Annotated in this window: 22 protein-coding genes; 15 read left to right on the top strand and 7 right to left on the bottom strand. The window is 64.3% G+C overall.

Annotated features, from left to right (window positions below; genetic code table 11):
• Positions 1–2: 2 nt before the first annotated feature.
• Positions 3–326 (bottom strand): Rieske (2Fe-2S) protein, encoded by a 324-nt coding sequence (locus E8F12_RS02280; RefSeq protein ID WP_280323676.1) that lies wholly within the window; start codon positions 324–326, stop codon positions 3–5.
• A gap of 81 nt (positions 327–407) precedes the next feature.
• Positions 408–2705 (bottom strand): TonB-dependent hemoglobin/transferrin/lactoferrin family receptor, encoded by a 2298-nt coding sequence (locus E8F12_RS02285; RefSeq protein ID WP_280323677.1) that lies wholly within the window; start codon positions 2703–2705, stop codon positions 408–410.
• 224 nt (positions 2706–2929) lie between these two features.
• Between E8F12_RS02285 and E8F12_RS02290 the strand changes: the two genes are divergently transcribed.
• From E8F12_RS02290 to E8F12_RS02315, 6 genes are all read left to right on the top strand, one after another.
• Positions 2930–3625 carry an energy transducer TonB gene (locus E8F12_RS02290; protein WP_280323678.1) on the top strand — a complete coding sequence of 232 codons (696 nt, stop codon included), beginning with the start codon at positions 2930–2932 and terminating at the stop codon, positions 3623–3625.
• An 18-nt stretch (positions 3626–3643) separates the two neighbouring features.
• The gene (locus E8F12_RS02295) at positions 3644–4708 is read left to right on the top strand and encodes a ChuX/HutX family heme-like substrate-binding protein (RefSeq protein ID WP_280323679.1); all 1065 of its coding nucleotides are present in this window, start codon (positions 3644–3646) and stop codon (positions 4706–4708) included.
• Between the two features lie 97 nt (positions 4709–4805).
• Positions 4806–5705 (top strand): ABC transporter substrate-binding protein, encoded by a 900-nt coding sequence (locus E8F12_RS02300; protein ID WP_280323680.1) that lies wholly within the window; start codon positions 4806–4808, stop codon positions 5703–5705.
• A 50-nt stretch (positions 5706–5755) separates the two neighbouring features.
• On the top strand, positions 5756–6739 hold the full coding sequence (locus E8F12_RS02305; RefSeq protein WP_280323697.1) for an iron chelate uptake ABC transporter family permease subunit: 984 nt from the start codon (positions 5756–5758) through the stop codon (positions 6737–6739).
• Positions 6739–7506 carry a heme ABC transporter ATP-binding protein gene (locus E8F12_RS02310; RefSeq protein ID WP_280323681.1) on the top strand — a complete coding sequence of 256 codons (768 nt, stop codon included), beginning with the start codon at positions 6739–6741 and terminating at the stop codon, positions 7504–7506. Before E8F12_RS02305 ends, E8F12_RS02310 begins: the two co-directional genes overlap by 1 nt.
• A gap of 18 nt (positions 7507–7524) precedes the next feature.
• The gene (locus E8F12_RS02315; protein ID WP_280323683.1) at positions 7525–8409 is read left to right on the top strand and encodes a ChaN family lipoprotein; all 885 of its coding nucleotides are present in this window, start codon (positions 7525–7527) and stop codon (positions 8407–8409) included.
• A gap of 279 nt (positions 8410–8688) precedes the next feature.
• On the opposite strand, the gene E8F12_RS02320 is transcribed toward E8F12_RS02315, so the two are convergent.
• The 3 genes from E8F12_RS02320 to E8F12_RS02330 form a co-directional block, all read right to left on the bottom strand.
• The gene (locus E8F12_RS02320; protein WP_280323684.1) at positions 8689–9489 is read right to left on the bottom strand and encodes a cyclic nucleotide-binding domain-containing protein; all 801 of its coding nucleotides are present in this window, start codon (positions 9487–9489) and stop codon (positions 8689–8691) included.
• A 105-nt stretch (positions 9490–9594) separates the two neighbouring features.
• Positions 9595–9867 (bottom strand): TfoX/Sxy family protein, encoded by a 273-nt coding sequence (locus E8F12_RS02325; protein WP_280323685.1) that lies wholly within the window; start codon positions 9865–9867, stop codon positions 9595–9597.
• A gap of 296 nt (positions 9868–10163) precedes the next feature.
• A complete protein-coding gene (locus E8F12_RS02330; protein WP_280323686.1) occupies positions 10164–11723 on the bottom strand; it encodes a bifunctional aminoglycoside phosphotransferase/ATP-binding protein in 1560 nt (519 codons plus the stop codon).
• A 116-nt stretch (positions 11724–11839) separates the two neighbouring features.
• Between E8F12_RS02330 and mrcB the strand changes: the two genes are divergently transcribed.
• The 3 genes from mrcB to E8F12_RS02345 are packed head-to-tail and all read left to right on the top strand — an operon-like array spanning position 11840 to position 15274.
• Positions 11840–14158 (top strand): penicillin-binding protein 1B, encoded by a 2319-nt coding sequence (gene mrcB / locus E8F12_RS02335; protein ID WP_280323687.1) that lies wholly within the window; start codon positions 11840–11842, stop codon positions 14156–14158.
• A gap of 16 nt (positions 14159–14174) precedes the next feature.
• Positions 14175–14945 carry a tetratricopeptide repeat protein gene (locus E8F12_RS02340; protein WP_280323688.1) on the top strand — a complete coding sequence of 257 codons (771 nt, stop codon included), beginning with the start codon at positions 14175–14177 and terminating at the stop codon, positions 14943–14945.
• Positions 14945–15274, top strand: coding sequence for a YqcC family protein (locus tag E8F12_RS02345; protein ID WP_280323689.1), 330 nt, complete (start codon positions 14945–14947; stop codon positions 15272–15274). Before E8F12_RS02340 ends, E8F12_RS02345 begins: the two co-directional genes overlap by 1 nt.
• 9 nt (positions 15275–15283) lie before the next feature.
• On the opposite strand, the gene E8F12_RS02350 is transcribed toward E8F12_RS02345, so the two are convergent.
• On the bottom strand, positions 15284–15736 hold the full coding sequence (locus tag E8F12_RS02350) for a DUF4124 domain-containing protein (protein WP_280323690.1): 453 nt from the start codon (positions 15734–15736) through the stop codon (positions 15284–15286).
• A 409-nt stretch (positions 15737–16145) separates the two neighbouring features.
• Here E8F12_RS02350 and E8F12_RS02355 point away from each other — a divergent pair, with 409 nt between their 5' ends.
• Positions 16146–17870: an acetolactate synthase 3 large subunit gene (locus tag E8F12_RS02355; protein WP_280323691.1), complete on the top strand. Its 1725-nt coding sequence runs from the start codon at positions 16146–16148 to the stop codon at positions 17868–17870.
• Positions 17871–17872: 2 nt separating this feature from the next.
• The gene (gene ilvN / locus E8F12_RS02360; RefSeq protein ID WP_151136916.1) at positions 17873–18364 is read left to right on the top strand and encodes an acetolactate synthase small subunit; all 492 of its coding nucleotides are present in this window, start codon (positions 17873–17875) and stop codon (positions 18362–18364) included.
• Between the two features lie 51 nt (positions 18365–18415).
• Here ilvN and ilvY read toward each other — a convergent pair whose 3' ends face one another.
• Positions 18416–19297 (bottom strand): HTH-type transcriptional activator IlvY, encoded by an 882-nt coding sequence (gene ilvY / locus E8F12_RS02365; protein ID WP_280323692.1) that lies wholly within the window; start codon positions 19295–19297, stop codon positions 18416–18418.
• Between the two features lie 83 nt (positions 19298–19380).
• Between ilvY and ilvC the strand changes: the two genes are divergently transcribed.
• The 4 genes from ilvC to msrQ all read left to right on the top strand — a co-directional run bounded on the left by ilvC (position 19381) and on the right by msrQ (position 23096).
• Positions 19381–20439, top strand: a complete 1059-nt coding sequence (ilvC, locus tag E8F12_RS02370; protein WP_280323693.1) for a ketol-acid reductoisomerase — start codon at positions 19381–19383, stop codon at positions 20437–20439.
• Positions 20440–20583: 144 nt separating this feature from the next.
• Positions 20584–21399, top strand: a complete 816-nt coding sequence (gene pssA / locus E8F12_RS02375) for a CDP-diacylglycerol--serine O-phosphatidyltransferase (RefSeq protein ID WP_280323694.1) — start codon at positions 20584–20586, stop codon at positions 21397–21399.
• A 60-nt stretch (positions 21400–21459) separates the two neighbouring features.
• Positions 21460–22464: a protein-methionine-sulfoxide reductase catalytic subunit MsrP gene (gene msrP / locus E8F12_RS02380; protein WP_280323695.1), complete on the top strand. Its 1005-nt coding sequence runs from the start codon at positions 21460–21462 to the stop codon at positions 22462–22464.
• Positions 22464–23096, top strand: a complete 633-nt coding sequence (msrQ, locus tag E8F12_RS02385) for a protein-methionine-sulfoxide reductase heme-binding subunit MsrQ (protein WP_280323696.1) — start codon at positions 22464–22466, stop codon at positions 23094–23096. Before msrP ends, msrQ begins: the two co-directional genes overlap by 1 nt.
• Positions 23097–23297 lie beyond the last annotated feature (201 nt).

The raw sequence follows: 23297 nt of genomic DNA on the forward strand, positions 1-23297 counted from the left end.
CCTCAGGCGTCGCCGTGCAGCCAGATGCCGTTGGCGTCTTCGCTGAGGGTCAGTTGCAGCAGCGCCTCACCGGCGCAGGGCCCGGCGACGCACTCGCCGGACTCGATGAGAAAAAGCGCGCCGTGGGTCGCGCACTGGATCAGGCTGCCGCTCTGGTCGAGGAACTGGTCCGGCAGCCACTCCAACGGAATGCCCCGATGCGGGCAGCGGTTTTCGTAGGCATGGACTCGCCCATGCTTACGCACTAGCAGAATTTTCAGTCCATCAATCAGAAAGCCCCGGCTCTGGCCTTCGGCCAATTCATCGGGGCGGCAGAGCAGGATCATCGGCGTCTCCAAGGCAGGCGGGCATTATCCCGCACCGCCGTGTCTTGCCAAGGGGGGAGCGCGTCCCTGCGCTGAAAGAGGTCAGATCTCCCAGACCAGGTTGACCGAGGCGTTGCGACCCGGCTGGGTGTAGCGGCCCAGGCTGCGGCTGTTGGCATCCAGGCCCTGGACGTCCCCCCACTGCCAGTACTGCTTGTCAGTCAGGTTGAACAGGCCGGCGTTCACCGAGACGGCCTCGGTGACCTGCCACCAGGTGTTCAGATCCAGGGTGCCGTAACCCGGCGTGGCGAACTGCTCGCTGATGCGCACACTGGCGTTGTTCGACTGATCGATACGGTCCTTGGCCTTGACCAGCGTCCAGGCCAGGTCGCCGCCGAATTTGCCCGTCGGTTCGACGTAGCCCAGGCCGACGACTGCCTTGAGCGGGTCGATGCTGTTGATCGGCGCGCCGGTTTCCTCGTTCTTGCCGCGGGCATAGGCGATGGTGCCGAGCAGGCGGGTGCCGACGGGCAGGCCGAAGCTGCCGAGGAAGAGTTCACCCTTGGCCTCGGCGCCGCGGATGGTCACCTTGTTCAGGTTCTGCGACTGGAAGGTGAGCAGGTTGTTGCCGGTCGGATCGGGGATGGTCACCTGCTCGATGAAATCCTCGTACCGGTTGTAGAACAGCGCCACGCCGAAGCTGCCGACGTCGTACTTGCCGCGCAAACCGATTTCATAGCTGTCGCTGGTTTCCGGCTTCAGACGGGTATTGGCAATGGTCTGGTAGCCCATCCCCGCGTTGACGAACTCACCGAAGATATCCACAGGCTCCGGCGCCTTGAAGCCCGCGGCGTACTGGCCGTAGAGGCTGTGGGCGTCGTCCAGTCGGTAGGTGACGCCAAGCTTGGGCGACAGCGCGTGGTCGTTGAAGTCCGACGGGTTGCGGTCCACCGGATTGCTGTTCAGGTACTCCGGCGTCGCATCCGGCTTGAGTTCGTAGTAGTCGTAGCGCAGGCCCGGCAACAGCGTCCAGCGGCCGATCTCGATGCTGTCCTGGACGAACAGGGCGTACTCGTGGGTGACCGGATCGGGGAAGTCGCTCAGCGGGAAGGTTTCCGCACCGAACGCCGGCGGAAGCGGTTGGCCGGTGCTGACGCGAATCTCGCTGCCTTTGCGCAGGTCGCTGCTTTCCAGACGCTTGAGGTCGACACCGTAGATCAGGTGGTGCTGCGTGTCGCCGACGGCGAAATGCTTGTCCAGCTGGCCATTGACGGACCAGAGCTTCTCTTCGTAGACCGAATCACGGGTGCGCAGGCGCTCGAAGGCCGAGGCGGGTGGCGTCGGATTGCGGTTGAAGGCGACCCAGCTGTAGCGATTGTGCTCGGTCTGCTGGCGAATCTGGCTGTCCTGGTGGTTGAGCTGCCATTTCAGTTGGTCGGCGAAGGCAGTATTCAGCTCCAGTTGGTGCTCCAGGCTGATGCGTTCGCGATCAGTGCTGTCGGTGGCATTGCTGGCCGCGGTCAGGGCATTGCTGAACATGCCACCGCCCAGCGAAGTAGAGGTGAGGGTCGAGGCCTCGCTGAGAACGCGGGTATCGATGTCATCCTGGTAACGCTCGTAGCTCAGCTGCAGGCGGTCGTTGCCGGCATAGTTCCAGCCCAGCTTGGCCAGCAGGTTGTCGGTGGTGATGTCCTGCGGGTTGGCTTCCTCACGACCGCTGCCGCCACCGCCGCGGCCGCCGAAGGTTTCAGTTTCGTCGCCGGTACGGCGACCGAGGTGGAGCACGCCGTCCAGCGAGCCCTGGCGGGCAGCGAAGGTGGCGCTGCGCAGCCAGCTGTTATCGGCGCTGCTGTAGCCGGTCTTCAGCCGGGCGTAGGCGTCATTGCCCTCGTCCAGGTAATCGGCGGCATCCTTGGTCAGGAAGCTCACCGCCCCACCGATGGCGTCGCTGCCGTACAGGGACGAGGCCGGGCCGCGGATGATCTCCACCTGCTTGACGATGTCCGGGTCGATGTAATTGCGCTGGGCATTCAGGAAGGGGCCGAAGTTGAAGGCATCCGGTACGGAAACGCCATCCACCTGGGTCAGTACGCGATTGCCGCCTATGCCGCGGATGGTGAACCCGGTCAGGCCGAAGCGGCTGCCGGTGCCGCTGACCGAGACGCCCGGCTCATAGCGCACCAGGTCCCTGATGTTGTTCACGTTCTTCTGATCGATATCGCGCTCGGTGTGCACCGACACCGTGCTCGGCACCTGGTCGAGGCGCTGCTCGCTGCGGGTGGCGGTCACAGTGACCGTATCGAACTGGGTGATGGCCTTCTCGGCGGCCAGGGCAAGGGATGGGCAGAGCAGTAGCAAGGCAAGCCCGGATCGACGGGCAAAGGGCGGACGAAGCGCCATGGGAACTCCCCGATTGCAAAGGCGTACCAGAAGCCGGTTGGGAGACGCCGGTTCGTTTCCGGCGGTGAAGGAGCCCTGATTGGCTGATTTTCTCGCTGCTTCGGGCTCGATCTCGGGTCTTGCTGGTGATCGCAAGTTGATTTCGGTGGAGGACCATAGTGCCATTGACAGGCAAATGCAAATAATTATCAAATGAATTCGCATTACAAAGTTGCCGAGCCACGATGCCGCGTTTCCCGCTCTACTTCAGCTTTTCTCTGGCCCTGCACGCCGGCGTGGGGTGGTTCCTGTATGGCCTGCGGGAGGATGTGGGCGTGGAAGTGGAGGAGGCGTCGGCCGTGATGGTCCAGTTGGTCAGTCCGGAGCCGAAGCCGACTCCGGCCCGTGCTGTTGCTTCGCAGCAGCCTGTGCAGACGCAGGTCAGGCCGGCGAAACCGATTCGGGCCTCTAGGCCGACGCCTGTGGTCGCCAGCAAACCCAGGCTGGAGTCGCCCGTTGCCTGGGCTGAATCGGCCAAGCCTCGCCCGGCCGAGCCCGCCAAGCTGCAGTCAGTCGTGACTCCGCCCAGTCGGGGCGAGGCGCGGCCGGTCGCCAGCACACCGCAAGCGCCGGCCAGGCCTGCATTGACCGAAGTCTTCAGCCAAGAGCCGGCCTTCCTTTCGCCGCCCAAGCCGCCGATCTACCCGGCCCAGGCGCGGCGCCGCAATCTTCAGGGCCTGGTGCTGGTGGAGGTTCGGCTTGACGAGGCGGGCCTGCTGCGGGAGATAAGGCTGCTTCGCTCGTCCGGCGTGGAAAGCCTGGACCGATCTGCCCTGGATGCCGTTTCCGCCTGGCGTTTTCGTCCCGAGACGCTGAATGGCCAGCCGGTGCCTAGTCGCGTGCGCATTCCCATTGAGTTCGCCCTGTCGGCGAGTCGCTAATTTTACAAGGAGCTTCTGATGACCCTGCAAACCCTGGATTCCGCTTTGGTTTCCCCTCTCTACCAGGCCTGGCAAAGCCTGCGCGCGGAGCAGCCGCGCCTGCGTGCCCGGGACGCCGCCGAGCGCCTGTCCGTCAGCGAGGCCGAGCTGACTGCCAGCCGCCTGGGAGTGGATGCGGTGCGCCTGCGCCCGGAGTGGGCCAGCCTGCTGCCGGCTCTGGGTGAGCTTGGCTACATCATGGCGCTGACCCGCAACGAACATTGCGTCCATGAGCGCAAAGGCTACTACCGCGAGGTTTCCGTGATGGCCAACGGTCAGCTGGGGCTGGTGGTCTCGGCCGATATCGATCTGCGCCTGTTCATGGGCGGCTGGTCCAGCGTGTTCGCGGTCGCGGAGGAGACCTCGCGCGGCACCCAGCGCAGCATTCAGATTTTCGACAGGCAGGGTGTGGCGGTACACAAGGTGTTCCTCACCGACGACAGCCAGCTGTCCGCCTGGGAGCCGCTGGTGGAGCGTTTCCGCACCGAGGAGCAGAGCGCCGAACTCGATCTGCAGCCGCAGCCCGAGTCTGCGCTGATCAAGCCGGATGCCGAGATCGAGGTGGAGGCCCTGCGCGAAGGTTGGGCGGCCCTCAAGGACACCCACCATTTCTTCGCCCTGTTGAAGAAGCATGGCGCTGCGCGTACGCAGGCGCTGCGCCTGGCCGGCAGCCAATGGGCCGAGCCGCTGGACACCAGCGAACTGCCTCGCCTGCTGCAGGCGGCCGGCGAGCGGCAGGTGCCGATCATGGTGTTCGTCGGTAACCGTCACTGCATCCAGATCCACAGTGGCACCGTGAGCAACCTCAAACGGCTGGATACCTGGTTCAACGTGCTCGACCCGGAGTTCAACCTGCACCTGCAGACCGCCGGGGTCACCGAGCTGTGGCGCGTGCGCAAGCCCAGCAGCGACGGCGTGATCACCAGCTGGGAGGCCTTCGATGCCGACGGCGAATTGGTCGTTCAATTGTTCGGCGCGCGTAAACCCGGTATTGCTGAGCGGGAAGACTGGCGAGCCCTGGCGGAAGGTGTGCCGTCGCTCTGAGCTAGAGCTACCCGGGCGCGTTGCGCCCCGATCCAGAACAACGCCCTGTGTGCACAGGGCGTTGCCGTTTCCCGCATTCTGCGATGGAGTTGTTTCGATGCGTCTAGTTATCGGTCTGGCCAGCTTCTGCGCGGCCCTGCTGTTTTCCCACCAGGCCGCCGCGTCCGAGCCCCTGCAGCAACGCTGGGTCAGCGCCGGTGGTTCGATCAGCGAATGGGTCGTGGCTCTGGGCGGCCAGAACAAGCTGGTGGGCGTGGACACCACCAGCCAGCATCCCGAGGCGTTGAAGGCCTTGCCCAGCATCGGCTACCAGCGGCAGCTGGCGGCTGAGGGCATCCTCTCGCTGCGCCCGGACATTCTCGTGGGCACCGAGGAGATGGGCCCGCCGCCCGTGCTGGCCCAGGTCATCGCCGCCGGCGTACGCATCGAGCGTCTGGCGTCCACGGCCGATCTGGCCACCCTGGAGAGGAATCTCAAGCTGGTCGGCTCCCTGCTGGGCAACGAAGCGCGCGCCAACGAGGCCTTTGCCGATTACAGCCAGCGCCTGCAGCGCCAGGCGGACTGGGTGGCCAAGGTGCAGCAGACGCAGCGCGCGCCGCGGGTGCTGTTCCTCCTCGGCCATGCTGGCAGCAGCCCGCTGGCGGCCGGCAAGGACACCGCCGCGGCCTGGTTGATCGAGCGGGCAGGCGGGCTAAACCTGACCGACCATCAGGGCTACAAGGCGATCTCCAACGAGGCCCTGGCCGCCCTGGACCCGGACATTGTCGTGATCGCCGATCGCCGCCTGGAAGGTGACGCGGCGAGGCAGGCGCTGCTCCAGCAGAACCCGGCTCTGGCCGCCACTCGCGCCGCGCGTGATAGCCGCCTGCTCAGCCTCGACCCGACCCTGCTGGTGGGCGGCCTCGGCCCGCGCCTGCCCGAGGGCATGGCCGCGCTGTCCGCCGGGTTCTATCCTTCGGCTCCGGCCCTGACCGAGAAAAGCCCGAGCCAGCCATGATCACGTCACTTCATTCCCGCCCATTGTTCATCGCACTGGGCATTCTTCTGCTGCTGGCGCTCTGGCTGTCCCTTGCGCTTGGCCCGGTGAGCCTGCCGCTGGGAGAGACCCTGCGCGCCGCATTGCGTCTGGCCGGCCTGCCATTTTCCGGCGAGGGCCTGGAGCAGGCGGAACTGATCCTCGGCCAGATCCGCCTGCCGCGCACCCTGCTCGGGTTGGCTGTGGGCGCCGTGCTGGCATTGTCCGGCGTGGCCATGCAGGGGTTGTTCCGCAACCCCCTGGCCGATCCCGGGCTGGTGGGGGTATCCAGCGGTGCGGCCCTGGGCGGCGCCCTGGCCATAGTCAGCGGCTCGGCGATGGGTGGCCTGCCGGAGACATTCGCGCCATACCTGCTGTCGGTCTGCGCCTTCGCTGGCGGCCTGGGGGTGACCATGCTGGTGTATCGCCTTGGGCGCCGCGACGGCCAGACCAGCGTGGCGACCATGCTGCTCGCCGGCATCGCCCTGACGGCCCTGGCCGGCGCCGTCATCGGGCTCTTCACCTATCTGGCCGATGACGCGACCCTGCGCAGCCTGACCTTCTGGAACATGGGCAGCCTCAACGGCGCCAGTTACTCGCGGCTCTGGCCGCTGCTGATCGTTACCTTCTTCGTGGTGTTCTGGCTGCCACGCCGGGCCAAGGCCCTGAACGCCTTGCTGCTGGGCGAATCCGAGGCGCGCCACCTGGGCTTCGACGTGGAGCGGTTGAAGCGCGAGCTGGTGTTCTGCACCGCCCTGAGTGTCGGCGCTGCCGTAGCGGCCGCCGGGCTGATCGGCTTCATCGGCCTCGTGGTGCCCCACCTGGTGCGTCTGGTGGCCGGGCCGGATCATCGCATCCTGCTGCCGGCCTCCGCACTGGCCGGAGCCAGCCTGATGCTGCTGGCCGACCTGGTGGCGCGCCTGGCGCTGGCGCCGGCCGAGTTGCCCATCGGCATAGTCACCGCACTGATCGGCGCGCCGTTCTTCCTTTATCTGTTGCTGCGGGGGCGTCACTGATGCTGCGCGCGGAACAATTGGACGTGCTGCGCGGCGGCAAACAAGTGCTGGCCGGGGTCGACCTGGACCTGCGGCCCGGTGAAGTGCTCGGCGTGCTGGGACCGAACGGTGCGGGCAAGAGCACGCTCCTGGGCGCGCTGTGCGGCGAGGTGCCCACGGCGGGCGGCAGGGTCAGCCTGGACGACCGCGCGCTGGGCGACTGGAGCGGTCCGCAGCGGGCGCGGCGCCTGGCAGTGCTGCCGCAGAGCTCGACGCTGAATTTCGCCTTTCGTGTCGAGGAAGTGGTGGGCATGGGCCGCTTGCCCCACGACACCGGCGGCGCAAGGGATGCCGAAGTGGTGGCCGAGGCCTTGGCGGCGGCGGATGCCTGCCATCTTGCCGGGCGCAGTTACCTGGCGCTTTCCGGCGGTGAGCGCCAGCGCGTGCACCTGGCGCGGGTGCTGGCGCAGCTCTGGCCGGGTGAGGCCGGACAGGTGCTGCTGCTGGATGAACCCACCTCCATGCTTGATCCGCTGCACCAGCACACCACCCTGCAAGCTGTGCGCAGCTTCGCCGAGCGCGGCGTTGCCGTGCTGGTGATCCTCCACGACCTCAACCTGGCCGCCCGCTATTGCGATCGCCTGCTGCTGCTCGCCGATGGCCGGCCCCACGTGCTGGGGCCACCGGAGCAGGTGCTCCAGGCCGAGCCCCTCAAGGCCGTGTTCGGCCTGGAGGTCCTGGTGCAGCGCCATCCGGAACGAGGCCATCCCCTGATAGTTGCCCGCTGACTCGAACAAGGACTTTCAATGCGTGTTCTCCTGTTTTTCTTCATCGGCCTGCTGGCCGCCTGCCAGAGTTTGCCGCCCCTGCCCGAGTGGCAGAGCCCCGGAGGCCGCGACAGCGCCGAACTGGGTGTGATCCTCGACCTGCGCAGCGGCGAGCGGCTGACTCCGGAGCAACTGGTCGACCGGCTGGCCCCCATACCGCGGGTGCTGGTTGGCGAACAGCACGACAACCCCGACCACCACGCCCTGCAACTCTGGTTGCTGCAGGCACTGGAAGCGCGCCGGCAGCAGGGCAGCCTGTTGCTGGAGATGCTCGATCCTGTCCAGCAGGCAAGGGTGGATGCGTTGCGAGGGGCGCCATTGCCTGCGGACCTGCCCCAGGCTCTGTCCTGGCAGAAGAACTGGGATTGGGCGGTCTACGGCCCGATAGTGCGGCACGCGTTGGCACAACCCTATCCGCTGTTGGCGGCGAATCTCGACCGCAGCGAGATCAAGCGCATCTACGCGACACGGCCCGATCTGCAAGGAAGCTTGTCCTCCGCCGCTTCTGTCCGCGGGCCGTTGCTGGCGCAGATTGGCGAGTCGCACTGTGGCTTGCTGCCGGAATCGCAGATGCCGGCGATGCTGGCCGTCCAGCAGCAGCGGGACCGACGCATGGCGGGGCGCCTCCTTGCCGCACCTGCCCCGGCACTGCTGCTCGCCGGCGCCTTCCATGTGCGCCGCGACCTTGGTGTACCCCTGCACCTGGCGGATCTGGGGCAGGCCGAGGGCAATGCGGTGCTAATCCTGTCCGAGGTGGGCAAGTCGGTGGAGCAGGGCGCTGCGGACTATGTCTGGTACACCGCGGCATTGCCGCCCATCGACCACTGTGCCGAGATGCGTCGGCAGGTCCCGGCCGCGCGCTGAGCGCACAGGGCGGGGCGATCGGCGCGACCGCCGAATCGCGGGCAAAAAAAGACCCGGCAATTTGCCGGGTCGAAAACCGTGATTAGCCTGATGAGGAGATAAATCTGAAGAGTCCGACTGCGTGGTCTCCCAGCTTACCGGCTGATCTTGCGACCAGTTGAGGCAATAATAACGATTCTCATTTTCGAGTCAAGCATTGGTTTTGATTTTCTTTCTCATTCAGAATTCCTGCCCGCAGAAATGAAGAACCCGGCTTGAGGCCGGGTCCTTTCCATGGTCTCAGGCTTTGGTGGGCGATAGCCTGAGCTGGGTGACTTCCTTGTTCAGCAGGTCGATCCGCCGCGCCATGCTCTCGATCAGGCTGTGGGCGATACGCGGGTTGCTCTGCATCAGGCTGAGGAACTGCTCCTTGGGGATCACCATGACCGTGCAGGGTTCGCTGGCAACTACGGTGGCGCTGCGTTTTTCCCGGGTGAACACCGCCATGGCGCCGAAGATCTCGTCCTTTTGCACGTCCCCCACCTTCTGTCCGTCGACATAGGCCTCGGCATGGCCCTCGATGATGATGAACACGTGGTCGGCCTCATCGCCCTGCTGGATCAGCTCCTCGCCGGCGCCGAAATGCTGGAAGCCGGTGGAGGGGCGCACATCCGGTTGCTTCAGGCGGGCCACGGCATCCGAAAGCAGGGCGGTATGGCCCACCAGGTACTGGATGAACAGTTCCTGGAGCTTTTCATTGCGATAGATGTGCTTGAACACGTCGCTGCGGTTAAAGGGCAGCAGGCTGATGGGCTCGTCGCAGCTGTAGCGGCAAGAGGGCAGGTCGATGCCCTGGCGCAGGCCTACCAGGTCGCCTTCCTGTAGGTAGAAGAGCGGACGTTCGTCGACCACGGCGTGCAGCAGGCCGTTCTCGATCAGGAACAGCTGATTGGCCGGCAGCAGCGGCGCCACGTCTTCGGCCTGCTCCAGGCGCAGGGGCGGGCCGGCTGGCTCCAGGCCCTCGAGCAACTGCCCGGGAATACATTGCAGGCGGTTGATCAGCTGGTCGGCGTAGGCCGGTTGCTCCCCGAGTAGGTACATGGCAGTAATTCCTTGAACTGACTGGAATGGCGTGGCGCACGAAGACCCCTGAAACAATAGGGGCCGGCGCCGAGCTCGTAAATCACTCCTGGCGGACGTTGTGAGCTAGCTCTTGTTGTTAGCGCCGGGTGTATCCAGTTGGTGGTTCAGTTCCGCCTTGTGGCCGGGGGGCAGATCGTTCCAGTGCACGTCCAGCAGGGCACCTTCGATCGCGTAGAGCAGTACCTTGGAGGCCCTGAAGCCCCGTGCCCGGACGGCCTTGTAGGCGCCGACAGCGCCGAGCCGGCGCAGGTCCGACGCGCTGTGGATGCCGACCGCGTGCAACCATTGCGCCGAGGTCTTGCCCAGGTTCTTCATATGCTGCAGTTCGTCGTTCATCGAGCCTCCTTGCGATGGAAAGGGCACGAGAGGGCAGTGCTGTGGATAAGTGTAGCGGCCATCCAGCGTGGCTTTGTGCTATCGCTTCATCCTCGTGCGTTCCTTGCACGGACGACGATCACTGCTGATGCGATAGGGCCGGTTCCTGGCCGCTTCTTCTGGACCCACGGCCCGCCGGACCGGTGATGACCTTGGGGCGATTGCGGAGCTGGCTCTGAGCTGCACGGCTGAGGGCGACTCAGCCGGCAGTATAGAAGCCGGGACGGATGTTGCCGGTCGCGGTGGGGCGGGCGGCGTCAGGCGGTGGGCAGGTGCTGACGGATGTGCTTGACCAGACCGTCGAGGCTGGCCGCCTGGTCGGTGTCGATGCGCTTGCTCCGCGCCTGTTCGCCTGCGTCCAGTGGCTCGCGGCTGGCCAGTTGGGCGCGTACCACTTCGATAGTGGCATCGGACGGGTCGCCGCCTTCGGCCTGGCGCTGGGCCAGCCAGGTCTCGATCACCGCTTCCGGTGCGTGGCAGTCGAGGATCAGGAAGGGCGTGCCGGTTTCTTCGGCCACCTTGCGGGCCGCCTTACGCTGTTCCTGCTTGAGAAAGGTGGCGTCGATGACCACCGGGAAGCCGGCATGCAGGGCGGCCTTCGCAAGTTGGTTCAGGCGCCGGTAGGTGGCGGCGCTGGCGTCTTGGTTATAGATGCCGCTCTGCAGGTCCTTGGCACCGGCTTCCTGCTCGCCGAACAGGCGCTTGCGTTCGACGTCGGAACGCAGGCGGATGGCGCCCAGGGCTTCCACCAGGCGCAGCGCCACATGGCTCTTGCCTGAGGCCGAAACACCATGGGTGATGCTGAGGAAGGGTGTCGGGATGGCACTGTAGCTTTCGGCCAGTCCGGCGTAGTTGCGGTACTGGCGCAGGGTGGCGGCCTTCTGCACGGCATCGGCCTGGTGGGCCAGGCTGAACAGGGCGATCTTGGCCCGCACCAATGCGCGGTAGGCCTTGTAGAAGTTCAGCAGTTCCAGGCCGTGATAGTCGCCGGAGTGCTCCAGGTACTGGCTGATCAGGCGCCGGGAAAGCGGCTTGAGGCCACGGTCTTCCAGGTCCATGGCGATGAAGGCGATATCGGCGTAGACATCGGTGAAGCGGAAAGGCTCGTTGAATTCGATGCAGTCGAAAAGCACCACCTGGCCGTCGATCAGGGTGGCGTTGCCCAGGTGGATGTCACCGTGGCATTCGCGGATGAAGCCTTCCTGCTTGCGCCGCGCCAGCAGGGGCACGAGGCGCTCGTGGCTGCTTTCGGCCCAGGCTTCCAGGGCTTCCAGCTGTTGCAGGTCGGCCTTGTCGTTGAGCAAGGGGCGGATCTGCTCGAAGTTCTGCCGGACCGGCATCATCACCGCTTCCGGGGTGCCCAGCGGGTGGTCGACGGCTACTTGCGGGGCGGCCAGGTGGAAGCTGGCGATCTGCCGGGCCAGGGCGTCGATATGGGCGGGCGTCAGTTCACCGCGGGCCTGCAGGGCGCTGAGCAGGTTCTCCTGAGGGAACTGGCGCATCTTCAACACATACTCGAATGCCGGACCTTCGCCGCCGATCTGCGGAGCCTCGGGGTTGCCGGTGATCGGCAGCACTTCGAGGTAGAGGTCGTGGGTCAGGCGCTGGTTGAGGCGCAGCTCTTCGCCACAGAAATGCTGGCGGGCGTCGAGGCTGGTGAAATCGAGGAAGCCGAAGTTGACCGGCTTCTTGATCTTGTAGGCATAGCTGCCGGTCAGCAGCACCCAGGATATGTGCGTCTCGATCACCTGGAATCCGTCCACCGGATGGGGGAAAAGGGCGGGATTCTGCAGGGCGGCTATCAGGGGCTGGCTCACGGGCGTTCCTTGTTCTCTGCGCAATCGGAGCCCGGCATTATGGCCTCTGGGCGTCGGGCTGCAAACCGTCAGGGCGCGCCTGTTGGCTGTGGATAAAGTGCGTATAATGCGCCGCCATGACTCGTCCTCGATCCCCCAAATCCCGCTCTAAACGCCGCCCCAGCGGTCTCCGTCCATGGCTCGGCTGGGCCGTCAAGCTCGGCCTGGTGGGCCTGGTCGTGCTGGCCGGTTTCGCCATCTACCTCGACGCCGTGGTGCAGGAGAAATTCTCCGGCAAGCGCTGGACGGTGCCGGCCAAGGTCTATGCCCGGCCGCTGGAGCTGTTCGTCGGCCTGAAGCTGGCCAAGGATGACTTCCTCAAGGAACTCGATGCCCTGGGCTATCGTCGCGAGAGTCTGTCCAACGGCCCGGGCGCCGCTTCTGTCGCCGGCAACACCGTCGAGCTGAACACCCGTGGCTTCCAGTTCTACGAAGGCGCCGAACCGGCCCAGCGGGTTCGCGTGCGCTTCTCTGGCGACTACGTGGCCGGCCTGAACCAGGCCAACGGGGCCAACCTGGCCGTGGCACGGTTGGAGCCGCTGCTGATCGGCGGCCTGTACCCCGCGCATAATGAAGACCGTGTCCTGGTCAACCTGGACCAGGTGCCGGCTTACCTGATCGAGACCCTGGTGGCGGTGGAGGATCGCGAGTTCTTCCACCATCTGGGCGTATCGCCCAAGTCGATCGTCCGTGCCTTCTGGGTCAATACCACTGCCGGCCAGCTGCGCCAGGGCGGCAGTACCCTGACCCAGCAGTTGGTGAAGAACTTCTACCTGAGCAACGAACGCAGCATCTCGCGCAAGGCCACCGAGGCCATGATGGCGGTGCTGCTGGAACTGCATTACGACAAGCGCGAAATCCTCGAGGCCTACCTGAACGAGGTGTTCCTCGGCCAGGACGGCCAGCGCGCCATCCACGGTTTCGGCCTTGCCAGCCAGTACTTCTTCAGCCAGCCGCTGTCGGAGCTCAAGCTGGAGCAGATCGCCATGCTGGTGGGCATGGTCAAGGGGCCGTCCTACTACAACCCGCGGCGCTACCCGGAGCGTGCGCTGGAGCGGCGCAACCTGGTGATCGACCTGCTTGCCGAGCAAGGCGTGGTCACGCCCGAGGAAGCCGCCGCGGCCAAGCAGAAACCCCTGGGCGTGAGCAAGCGCGGCAGCCTGGCCGACAGCTCGTACCCGGCCTTCCTCGACCTGGTGAAGCGCCAGCTGCGCGAGGACTATCGCGAGGAAGACCTGACCGAAGAAGGCCTGCGCATCTTCACCAGCTTCGACCCCATCCTGCAGTCCAAGGCAGAGATTTCGCTGAACGAAACCCTGAAACGCCTGGCCGGGCGCAAGGGCGTGGACCAGGTGGAGTCGGCGATGGTGGTGAGCAACCCGGAAACCGGCGAAATCCAGGCGCTGATCGGCAGCCGCCAGCCGCGCTTCGCCGGATTCAACCGCGCCGTGGACGCCGTGCGTCCCATCGGTTCGCTGATCAAGCCCGCTGTCTACCTCACGGCACTGGAACGGCCCAGCCAGTACACCCTCACCAGCTGGGTCGCTGACGAACCTTTCTCGGTGAAGGGCCAGGACGGCCAGGTCTGGCGCCCGCAGAACTACGATCGCCGGGCGCACGGCACCATCTACCTGTATCAGGGGCTGGCCAACTCCTACAACTTGTCGACTGCCAAGCTCGGCCTGGAACTGGGTGTGCCGAATGTGCTCAAAACTCTTGAGAGGCTGGGTGTTTCTCGCCAGTGGCCGGCGTATCCCTCGATGCTTCTCGGTGCTGGTGCTTTGAGCCCGATGGAAGTGGCGACCATGTACCAGACCCTGGCCAATGGCGGCTTCAACACTCCGCTTCGGGCGATTCGCAGCGTGCTGACGTCGGAGGGTGAACCGCTCAAGCGCTATCCCTTCCAGATCCAGCAACGCTTCGATCCGGGTGCCATCTATCTGGTGCAGAACGCCATGCAACGAGTTATGCGCGAAGGTACCGCGCGTTCGGTCTACAGCCAGCTGCCGTCGTCGCTGACCCTGGCGGGCAAGACCGGCACCACCAACGATTCGCGGGACAGCTGGTTCGCCGGCTTCAGCCAGGATCTGTTGGCTGTGGTCTGGCTGGGGCGCGATGATAACGGCAAGACGCCGCTGACCGGCGCCACCGGCGCGCTGCAGGTCTGGACCAGTTTCATGCGCAAGGCTGACCCGTTGCCGTTGGACATGCCGATGCCGGACAACGTGGTGCAAGCCTGGATAGATCCGCACAGTGGCCAGGGCTCGGACTCGAGCTGCCCCGGTGCAGTACAAATGCCCTACATTCGTGGCAGCGAACCCGCCCCTGGTGCCCCCTGCGGCATGGGCGCCCCCGTGGACTCGGTCATGGACTGGGTTCGCGGCTGGATGCAATGAACCGAGAGGATGAAAAGTGAGTAAAGCCTGGATTCCCGCCCTTGCCGCAGCCGCCCTGCTGGCTGGTTGTGCTTCCCCGCAGCGTGGTGCCATTCCCGTAGTCGATTCCGGCGCGCCGCTGTCCGAACTGGAACAACCCTCCGGTGGCGGTGGCTACAATCAGGCGCCCGCCGCGCCGCGGAGCAACACGCCAGAGGACGCCGGTGTCGTCGTCATGGTGCCCGGCGCCGGTTCAAGTGCGGCGCAGGCTGCGCCAGCTCCCAGCGCCCCCATCAGCGGCAGCATCACCAGCGGCGGTATTACGCCCGGTCCAATCACCACGGGCCCTGGGGCTGCGCCAAGCGCGCCAGCCTATGGCGCTCCGAGCTACGGTTCGCCCAGCAGTGGCGGCTATAGCGCCCCGGCCCCGACTGCGCCAAGCGGCATCCCCAGCGGCAGTGGCGGCCTGGCTGCCGACGAGCAGCTCGACGGGCCGGTGCTGGCGCTGCTGACCACTGCCCAGCAACAGCAGGGTGGTGGCGACCTCAATGGCGCCGCCGCCAGCCTGGAGCGCGCCCAGCGCATCGCGCCGCGCGAACCCCAGGTGCTCTATCGCCTGGCCGAAGTGCGCCTGGCCCAGGGCGACGCAGCGCAGGCCGAGCAGTTCGCCCGGCGTGCGCTGACCTACGCCAATGGCCGCCCGGCCATGCAGGCCAGCCTGTGGGACCTGATCGCACGCTCGCGTGAACGCCAGGGCGATCCGTCCGGCGCCGCCCTGGCGCGTGATCGCGCCAAGGTCAATCTCTGATGGATCCGCGCTTCGTTGATGTGGCTGACCAGCTCCTGCTCATCGAGCAGGAGCTGCGCGGCATGGGTTGGTGGGCCGAGGAGTCGCCCAGTGCGGCGGCCCTGGCCAGCCAGGCGCCATTCTGCGTGGATACCCTGGCGTTCGAGGAATGGCTGCAGTGGATCTTCCTGCCGCGCATGAAGGCCATCCTCGAGAACGATCTGGAATTGCCCCATGCGTCGGGCATCCGCGCCATGGCGGAGGAAACCTATCGGGAGCGGCTCACCGAGGTGGGCGGGCTGCTGGAGGCGCTTGGCGCGTTCGATAGATTGATAGGCGGGGAGAGCTGAGGCTTTGCCTCAGTCGCAGTTCTCGCTGATCGCCTTTTCGGCGTCCTTGATCCGCGACTGCCGCTCCTCCTCGCTCAGCCGGCGCACCTCCCCGTCCACTTCCGCCCGCAGGCGCGGGTTGTTCTGCAGCTGGGCCAGGTTGGTGCGGATGGTCTCGCAATACTTGCGCCGTTCGGCCTCCTGAGTCGCAACATCCGCCTTCACCTTCTCGTCGATGGCCTTCTGGTCGCCGACTGGCGTGCTCTTGGACGGTGCAGGTTCCGGCTGCTCGCTGTCCAGGCGCGGCAAGCCGGGGCGCGGCTTGGGCACCGAGGTGTTCACGCTGGTGGCTTGCTGGCCTTCGGGCGGCTGCGCACCGAAGTGGGTGATACCCTGGGCGTCGACCCACTTGTAGACCTGGCTGGCCACGGCGGACGTGCTCAGTGCCAGCAGCAGGCTGCCGGCGAGAATCATGCGGTGCATGCGGTTTCCTTCTGTTGGCGGAGTATCCTCGCGTAACTATAACCAAAAGCCATCGAGCGTGATCCTGCGTCGCGTCACAGCCGGCCAAGCAAGATTCCTCAACGGACTACTTGACTTGTGCTGTCCCAATCCGAAGAATCCAGGGTTCGCTGTTGTAGTGGGCCGGCCGCAAGTCGGAAGCTGCAGCAGACGATGAGGTGCATACCCGCGCCGACCTGTTACACCCGCAACGCGTTACCTCGCGCTGGGTGGGAAAGCCCCGCAACAACTCTCAGGGGCCGACCCAATGCTTGCTCAGTCAGTAGCTGACGTAGTCGGCGACCACCAGTCGCTCACGCTCTGCTTGCAAGCAAACCTATTCAGGCCGTCCGGTCGCGGGCGGTTTACTGGCGTTCTAGAGGTGAAAAACGTGGAGCTTTTATCTGGCGCTGAAATGGTCGTCCGCTCGCTGCGTGACGAAGGCGTTAAGTACATCTACGGGTACCCGGGTGGTGCCCTCCTGCATATCTACGATGCCCTGTTCAAGGAAAACGACGTAACCCACGTCCTGGTCCGTCATGAGCAGGCCGCTACCCACATGGCTGACGGTTACGCCCGCGCCACCGGCAAACCCGGTGTGGTGCTGGTGACTTCCGGCCCCGGTGCGACCAACGCCATTACCGGCATCGCCACCGCTTACATGGACTCCATTCCGATGGTGATCCTGTCTGGCCAGGTGCCGAGCAACATGGTCGGTACCGACGCCTTCCAGGAAACCGACATGGTCGGTATCTCCCGCCCGATCGTGAAGCACAGCTTCATCATCAAGCATCCCTCGGAAATCCCCGAGGTGATCAAGAAGGCCTTCTACATCGCCCAGTCCGGTCGTCCCGGCCCGGTTGTGGTCGACATTCCGAAGGACATGGGCGACCCGACCCAGAAGTTCGAATACAGCTACCCGAAAAAGGTCAAGCTGCGTTCCTACAGCCCGGCGGTCCGCGGCCACTCCGGCCAGATCCGCAAGGCTGCCGAGATGCTCCTGGCCGCCAAGCGTCCGATCATGTACGCCGGTGGTGGCGTGATCATGGGTGGCGCATCCGAGCAGCTCACCGAGCTGGCGAAGATGCTCAACCTGCCGGTCACCAACACCCTGATGGGCCTCGGTGCCTTCCCGGGCACCGACCGCCAGTTCGTCGGCATGCTGGGTATGCACGGCAGCTACACCGCCAACCTGGCGATGCACCATTCCGATGTGATCCTGGCCATTGGCGCACGCTTCGACGACCGCGTCATCAACGGCGCCAGCAAGTTCTGCCCGAACGCCAAGATCATCCATATCGACATCGACCCGGCGTCGATCTCCAAGACCATCAAGGCCGACATCCCGATCGTGGGCCCGGTGGACAGCGTGCTGTCCGAAATGGTCGCCATCCTCAAGGAAATCGGCGAGACCCCGAACAAGGAAACCGTCGCCAGCTGGTGGAAGCAGATCGACGAGTGGCGCGCCGGTGGCGACCTGTTCCCCTATGACAAGGGCGACGGCACCATCATCAAGCCGCAGAGCGTGATCGAGACCCTCTGGGAAGTGACCAAGGGCGATGCCTACATCACCTCCGACGTGGGGCAGCACCAGATGTTCGCGGCGCAGTACTACCGCTTCGACAAGCCCAATCGCTGGATCAACTCCGGTGGCCTGGGCACCATGGGCTTCGGTTTCCCAGCGGCCATGGGCATCAAGCTGAACTTCCCGGATATCGATGTGGCCTGCGTCACCGGCGAAGGCAGCATCCAGATGAACATCCAGGAACTGTCGACCTGCCTGCAGTACGACCTGCCGGTGAAGATCGTCAACCTGAACAATGGTGCGCTGGGCATGGTCCGCCAGTGGCAGGACATGCAGTACAACAGCCGTTACTCGCACTCCTACATGGAATCGCTGCCTGACTTCGTCAAGCTGGCCGAAGCCTATGGCCACGTCGGCATTCGCGTGACGGATCCGAAGGATCTGAAAGCGAAGATGGAAGAGGCATTTGCGCTGAAGAACCGTCTGGTGTTCCTCGACATCCAGGTCGATGCCAGCGAGCACGTCTACCCGATGCAGATCCGGGAAGGCGCCATGCGCGACATGTGGCTGAGCAAGACGGAGCGGACCTGAACATGCGACACATCATCTCCCTGCTGCTGGAAAACGAGCCAGGCGCGCTGTCCCGCGTAGTCGGCCTCTTCTCCCAGCGCAACTACAACATCGAAAGCCTGACCGTGGCTCCGACCGAAGACCCGACCCTGTCGCGTCTGACCCTGACCACTGTCGGCCACGATGAGGTGATCGAGCAGATCACCAAGAACCTCAACAAGCTGATCGAAGTGGTCAAGCTGGTGAACCTGTCGGAGAGCGCCCATATCGAGCGCGAACTGATGCTGGTAAAGGTCAAGGCCACCGGCGCCCAGCGCGCTGAGGTCAAGCGCACCACCGACATCTTCCGCGGCCAAATCGTCGACGTTACCAGCAGCGTCTACACGATCCAGCTGGCTGGCACCAGCGACAAGCTGGACAGCTTCATCCAGGCCATCGGCACCAGCTCGATCCTGGAAACCGTACGCAGTGGCGTCACCGGGATTTCCCGTGGCGACAAAGTGCTGACGATCTGATCGCGGTCATGAAAAACCCCGCCTGGTGCGGGGTTTTTTATTGCCCTGATTTTACTGGCGGCGATTCCAGAAGGCTGCGATCAGCGGGGCCTTGAGGCGTTTTTCCAGGGCGAACAGGCCGATGTCGTAGGCGGCCAATGGCGGCTGGATATCGTAGATGCGGATGCGTGCGGTCAGTGGGCTGTTGTCGAGCACGATCTGCGGAACCACGCCGATACCGAACCCCAGGCTCACCATGCTGACGATGGCCTCGTTGCCGCTCACCTGGGCATAGATGCGCGGTTTGATGCCGTGGCTTTTCAGCCAGCGGTCGGTCCGGGTCCGGGCCAGGCCTTCTTCCGAGAGAATCATCGGTACGTCCTTCCAGCTCTGCGCCGTGGGCTCCCTCCGTTGTTCTTCTGTCAGCAGTTGAGGTGACTGTGGGCCAATGAAGCGCAGCTCCGAGCGGGTAATCGACTGGAAGTCGACGCCGGCTGGCAGGTTGTCGGGTCGGGCGCCGATGGCAAGATCCTCCAGCCCTTGTTGCACCCGCTCGACGGCCCTTGCGGGGTCGCCGGTGTGCAGCTTCATTTCGATGCGGGGGTAGTCCAGGCGGAAGCTGCTCAGGATGTCGTAGAGGAAGCTGTAGCTCGCCGTCACCGAGCAATACAGGGAGAGTTCGCCGTGCAGGTCCAATTGGTCCTGCATGAGTCGTTGGCGGATGGCATGCCAGCCGCTCATGGCCTCGCTCGCGTATTCGCGGAACTGCTGCCCCTCGCGGGTCAGCTGAACCGAGCGACTGTCGCGCACGAACAGTGGTGCGCCGAGTTCGTCCTCGAGTTGCTTGATGCTGCGACTGAGCGCGGAGGGGCTGACATGCTGCTCGCGGCTGGTTTTGCCGAAGTGCAGGTTGTCTGCCAGGGAAAGAAAGAGCTTGAGGGAGTGACTGTCCATGAGTGTTTCTCATATCGGCATATTGCGTTGCGAATATATCATTTTACGCAATGGATCAGATCGCTTAATGTGCACTTGTCGCGGTGCGCGCACCCCATCCCTTTCGTTATAAAAGAGTCAGGAACATGAAAGTTTATTACGACAAAGACTGTGACCTCTCGATCATCCAGGGCAAGAAAGTTGCCATCATCGGTTACGGTTCCCAGGGCCATGCCCATGCCTGCAACCTGAAGGATTCCGGTGTCGACGTGACCGTCGGCCTGCGTGCCGGCTCCGCCACCGTTGCCAAGGCCGAGGCCCATGGCCTGACCGTCAAGAGTGTGCCGGAAGCCGTTGCTGCCGCCGACCTGGTGATGATCCTGACCCCGGACGAATTCCAGTCCAAGCTGTACAAGGAAGAAGTCGAGCCGAACCTGAAGAAGGGTGCCACCCTGGCCTTCGCCCACGGCTTCGCCATCCACTACAACCAGGTCGTGCCGCGCGCCGACCTCGACGTGATCATGATCGCGCCGAAGGCCCCGGGCCACACCGTTCGCTCCGAGTTCGTCAAGGGCGGCGGCATTCCTGACCTGGTAGCCGTCTACCAGGACGCTTCCGGCAACGCCAAGAACGTCGCCCTGTCCTACGCCTGCGGCGTGGGCGGCGGCCGTACCGGCATCATCGAAACCACCTTCAAGGACGAAACCGAAACCGACCTGTTCGGCGAGCAGGCCGTTCTCTGCGGCGGTTGCGTCGAGCTGGTGAAAGCCGGTTTCGAAACCCTGGTCGAAGCCGGTTACGCGCCGGAAATGGCCTACTTCGAGTGCCTGCACGAGCTGAAGCTGATCGTCGACCTGATGTACGAAGGCGGCATCGCCAACATGAACTACTCGATCTCCAACAACGCTGAGTACGGTGAATACGTAACCGGCCCGGAGGTCATCAACGCCGAATCCCGTCAGGCCATGCGCAACGCTCTGAAGCGCATCCAGGACGGCGAATACGCCAAGATGTTCATCCAGGAAGGTGCCTCGAACTACGCTTCGATGACTGCCTACCGCCGCAACAACGCCGCTCACCCGATCGAGCAGGTCGGCGAGCGTCTGCGCGCGATGATGCCGTGGATCTCCGCCAACAAGATCGTCGACAAGACCAAGAACTAAGGTCTTATCCCGATCTCAAGGAACGCGGCCTCGGCCGCGTTCTTTCGTTATGGCAGCGGGGTTCTGGTATAAAGCCTGTTTGCCGGGTGGTGCATTCGTCATTCCCGCCCATCACATTCCGTACCCGATGCAAGGATGTTGTTCATGAGTGAACGTCCCGAAGAGCCCAACCAGCCCACCGAAAACGACAGCCTCCTGCCGATCGACGAGCACGTCGAGGAAGGCCAGGACGCAGAGGGGCGCAAGGTCCGGCATCGCGGTATCTACCTGCTGCCCAACCTGTTCACCACGGCCAACCTGTTCGCCGGCTTCTACGCCATCGTCAATGCCATGAGCGGCAACTACTCGGTGGCCGCCGCGACCATCTTCGTCGCCATGGTGCTGGACAGCCTGGACGGCCGTGTTGCCCGCCTCACTAACACCCAGAGCGCCTTCGGCGCCGAGTACGATTCCCTGTCGGACATGGTCGCCTTCGGCGTGGCACCCGCATTGCTGGCCTTCGAATGGGCGCTGAGCGGCCTTGGCAGCGTCGGCCTCACCGTCGCCTTCATCTATGTGGCCGGCGCGGCCCTGCGGCTGGCGCGGTTCAACACCCAGATCGGCAAGGTGGACAAGAAATGGTTTATCGGCCTGGCCAGCCCCGCCGCGGCGGGAGTGGTGGCCGGCACCGTATGGGCCTTCAGCGATTTCGGCATCAAGGGCTCGAACATGTCGTTCATCGTTGCCCTGCTGGTCGCCCTGGCCGGCATGCTGATGGTGAGCAACATCAAATTCTACAGCTTCAAGGACCTGGACCTGAAAGGACGTGTGCCGTTCGTGGCTATCCTGGTGGTGGTGCTGGCCTTTGCCGTGGTGTTCAGCGATCCGCCGCGCATCCTCCTGCTGATCTTCCTGGCTTACGCCGCATCCGGTCCGGTGCAATACTTGCTCCAGCTGCGCCGCCGCAAGCAGGTCGAGTGATGTAATTTCCCCGCGGCTCCGCAGTCTACTGGGCATCCCAGCCCAAGTTGCGGAGCCGCCATGTTGATCCAGATCCCGCCTTCGTCCGCGTGCCGCGAACACGAAGTCACGCCTGAAGCCATCTATCTCTCCCGTCGCCGCCTGCTTGCGGCAGTTGGCGGCCTGGCCGCCATGGCGGCATTGCCTGGGCGTGCCCAGGATGCTTCCGCCTACCCCGATGTCGAGGCTGCCCAGGCTCCCGCCTGGTTCGCCGACAAGCTCGCGGCCACTCGCTGGCAGGCGATTACTCCGGGGAACGAGGCGGTGACGCCGTTCAAGGATGCGACCCACTACAACAACTTCTACGAGTTCGGTTCCAACAAGGGGGATCCGGCGCGCTACGCGGAGAAGATGCGCATCGAACCCTGGACCGTGCGAGTGGATGGGGAGGTCGCCAAGCCGGGCGCCTACTCGGTAGAGGACCTGGTCAAGCCCCGTGGGCTGGAGGAGCGCATCTACCGCCTGCGCTGTGTAGAGGCCTGGTCCATGGTCATTCCCTGGCTGGGCTTTCCACTGGCGGACCTGCTCAAGCAAGTCGAGCCGACCGGCAATGCGAAGTACGTCAGCTTCGAGACCCGACTCGCCCCTGACGAGATGGCCGGCGTACGCTCGGGCTTCTCCCTGATCGAATGGCCTTATGTGGAGGGCTTGAGGCTGGATGAAGCCATGCATCCGCTGACCATTCTCGCCGTGGGCATGTACGGTCGCGTACTGCCCAACCAGAATGGCGCTCCGCTGCGCCTGGTGGTGCCCTGGAAGTACGGATTCAAGAGCATCAAATCCATCGTGCGTATCAGTCTGGTCAGCGAGCAGCCGAGAACGACCTGGGAATCCATAGCACCGCAGGAATATGGCTTCTATTCGAACGTCAATCCCGAAGTGGATCATCCCCGTTGGAGCCAGGCGCACGAGCGGCGCCTCCCCAGCGGCCTGTTCAGTCCGAACATAGTGCCGACGCGCATGTTCAATGGTTATGAAGAAGTGGCCAGCCTCTATGCGGGGCTGGATCTGAGGAAGTACTACTAATGCGTTTCAGACTCTGGCGACTTTTCGTGTTCGTGTTGGCGCTGATTCCCGTCTGCCTCTGGCTGTATCAGGCCTGGATATTCGCCCTGGGGCCGGATCCGGGAAAGGTGCTGGTCGACCGGCTGGGCCTTGGAGCACTCTGGTTCCTGCTGATCACCCTGGCGATGACACCACTGCAGAAGTTGACCGGTTGGGGAGGGTGGATCGCGGTGCGCCGTCAGCTGGGGCTCTGGTGCTTTAGCTATGTGGTCATGCATGTCAGCGCTTACGCCGTGTTCCTGCTTGGCCTGGATATGCAGCAATTGCTGATCGACCTGGGCAAGCGGCCGTATATCTTCGTTGGCGCCCTGGGGTTCAGTGGCCTGTTGGCGCTGGCCGTCACTTCGAATCGCTTCAGCGTCCGGCGCCTGGGCAAGCGCTGGAAGCAACTGCATCGACTGGTTTACGCCATTCTCGCCATTGCGCTGCTGCATATGCTCTGGGTCGTGCGGGCGGATATGGCTGAGTGGTCCGGTTATGCCCTGACCGGCGCTCTCCTGATGCTGCTGCGAATGCCGGGAATGGTGCGACTCCTGCCCAGGCTTTTCGTACCCTTCAGGCCGGATGACAGAAAGATTTCAAATAAGTGTTGACGGCAGTTTTGGCATCCCTATAATGCGCACCACTTCCGGCGCAGTCGCCAAGTAAAACTCCTTGATAATCAACGAGTTAAGCTAGTGGCAAGGGTGTCGGAAGGTTCCGCTTCGCAAGGTTCGCCACTGGCGGATGAAGCTGGAACAGGAGGTGTTGACAGCGGCTTTGAACGCTGTAGAATGCGCCTCCCGCTGACGAGA

This window comes from Pseudomonas sp. BN102 (assembly GCF_029871245.1).
Lineage (GTDB): Bacteria > Pseudomonadota > Gammaproteobacteria > Pseudomonadales > Pseudomonadaceae > Metapseudomonas.

Excerpts from the sequence above, each read along its gene's own strand:
- E8F12_RS02280 (WP_280323676.1), bottom strand. The coding sequence starts at position 326 with ATGATCCTGCTCTGCCGCCCCGATGAATTGGCCGAAGGCCAGAGCCGG.
- E8F12_RS02285 (WP_280323677.1), bottom strand. The coding sequence starts at position 2,705 with ATGGCGCTTCGTCCGCCCTTTGCCCGTCGATCCGGGCTTGCCTTGCTA.
- E8F12_RS02290 (WP_280323678.1), top strand. The coding sequence starts at position 2,930 with ATGCCGCGTTTCCCGCTCTACTTCAGCTTTTCTCTGGCCCTGCACGCC.
- E8F12_RS02295 (WP_280323679.1), top strand. The coding sequence starts at position 3,644 with ATGACCCTGCAAACCCTGGATTCCGCTTTGGTTTCCCCTCTCTACCAG.
- E8F12_RS02300 (WP_280323680.1), top strand. The coding sequence starts at position 4,806 with ATGCGTCTAGTTATCGGTCTGGCCAGCTTCTGCGCGGCCCTGCTGTTT.
- E8F12_RS02310 (WP_280323681.1), top strand. The coding sequence starts at position 6,739 with ATGCTGCGCGCGGAACAATTGGACGTGCTGCGCGGCGGCAAACAAGTG.
- E8F12_RS02315 (WP_280323683.1), top strand. The coding sequence starts at position 7,525 with ATGCGTGTTCTCCTGTTTTTCTTCATCGGCCTGCTGGCCGCCTGCCAG.
- E8F12_RS02320 (WP_280323684.1), bottom strand. The coding sequence starts at position 9,489 with ATGTACCTACTCGGGGAGCAACCGGCCTACGCCGACCAGCTGATCAAC.
- E8F12_RS02325 (WP_280323685.1), bottom strand. The coding sequence starts at position 9,867 with ATGAACGACGAACTGCAGCATATGAAGAACCTGGGCAAGACCTCGGCG.
- mrcB (WP_280323687.1), top strand. The coding sequence starts at position 11,840 with ATGACTCGTCCTCGATCCCCCAAATCCCGCTCTAAACGCCGCCCCAGC.
- E8F12_RS02345 (WP_280323689.1), top strand. The coding sequence starts at position 14,945 with ATGGATCCGCGCTTCGTTGATGTGGCTGACCAGCTCCTGCTCATCGAG.
- E8F12_RS02350 (WP_280323690.1), bottom strand. The coding sequence starts at position 15,736 with ATGCACCGCATGATTCTCGCCGGCAGCCTGCTGCTGGCACTGAGCACG.
- ilvN (WP_151136916.1), top strand. The coding sequence starts at position 17,873 with ATGCGACACATCATCTCCCTGCTGCTGGAAAACGAGCCAGGCGCGCTG.
- ilvY (WP_280323692.1), bottom strand. The coding sequence starts at position 19,297 with ATGGACAGTCACTCCCTCAAGCTCTTTCTTTCCCTGGCAGACAACCTG.
- pssA (WP_280323694.1), top strand. The coding sequence starts at position 20,584 with ATGAGTGAACGTCCCGAAGAGCCCAACCAGCCCACCGAAAACGACAGC.
- msrP (WP_280323695.1), top strand. The coding sequence starts at position 21,460 with ATGTTGATCCAGATCCCGCCTTCGTCCGCGTGCCGCGAACACGAAGTC.
- msrQ (WP_280323696.1), top strand. The coding sequence starts at position 22,464 with ATGCGTTTCAGACTCTGGCGACTTTTCGTGTTCGTGTTGGCGCTGATT.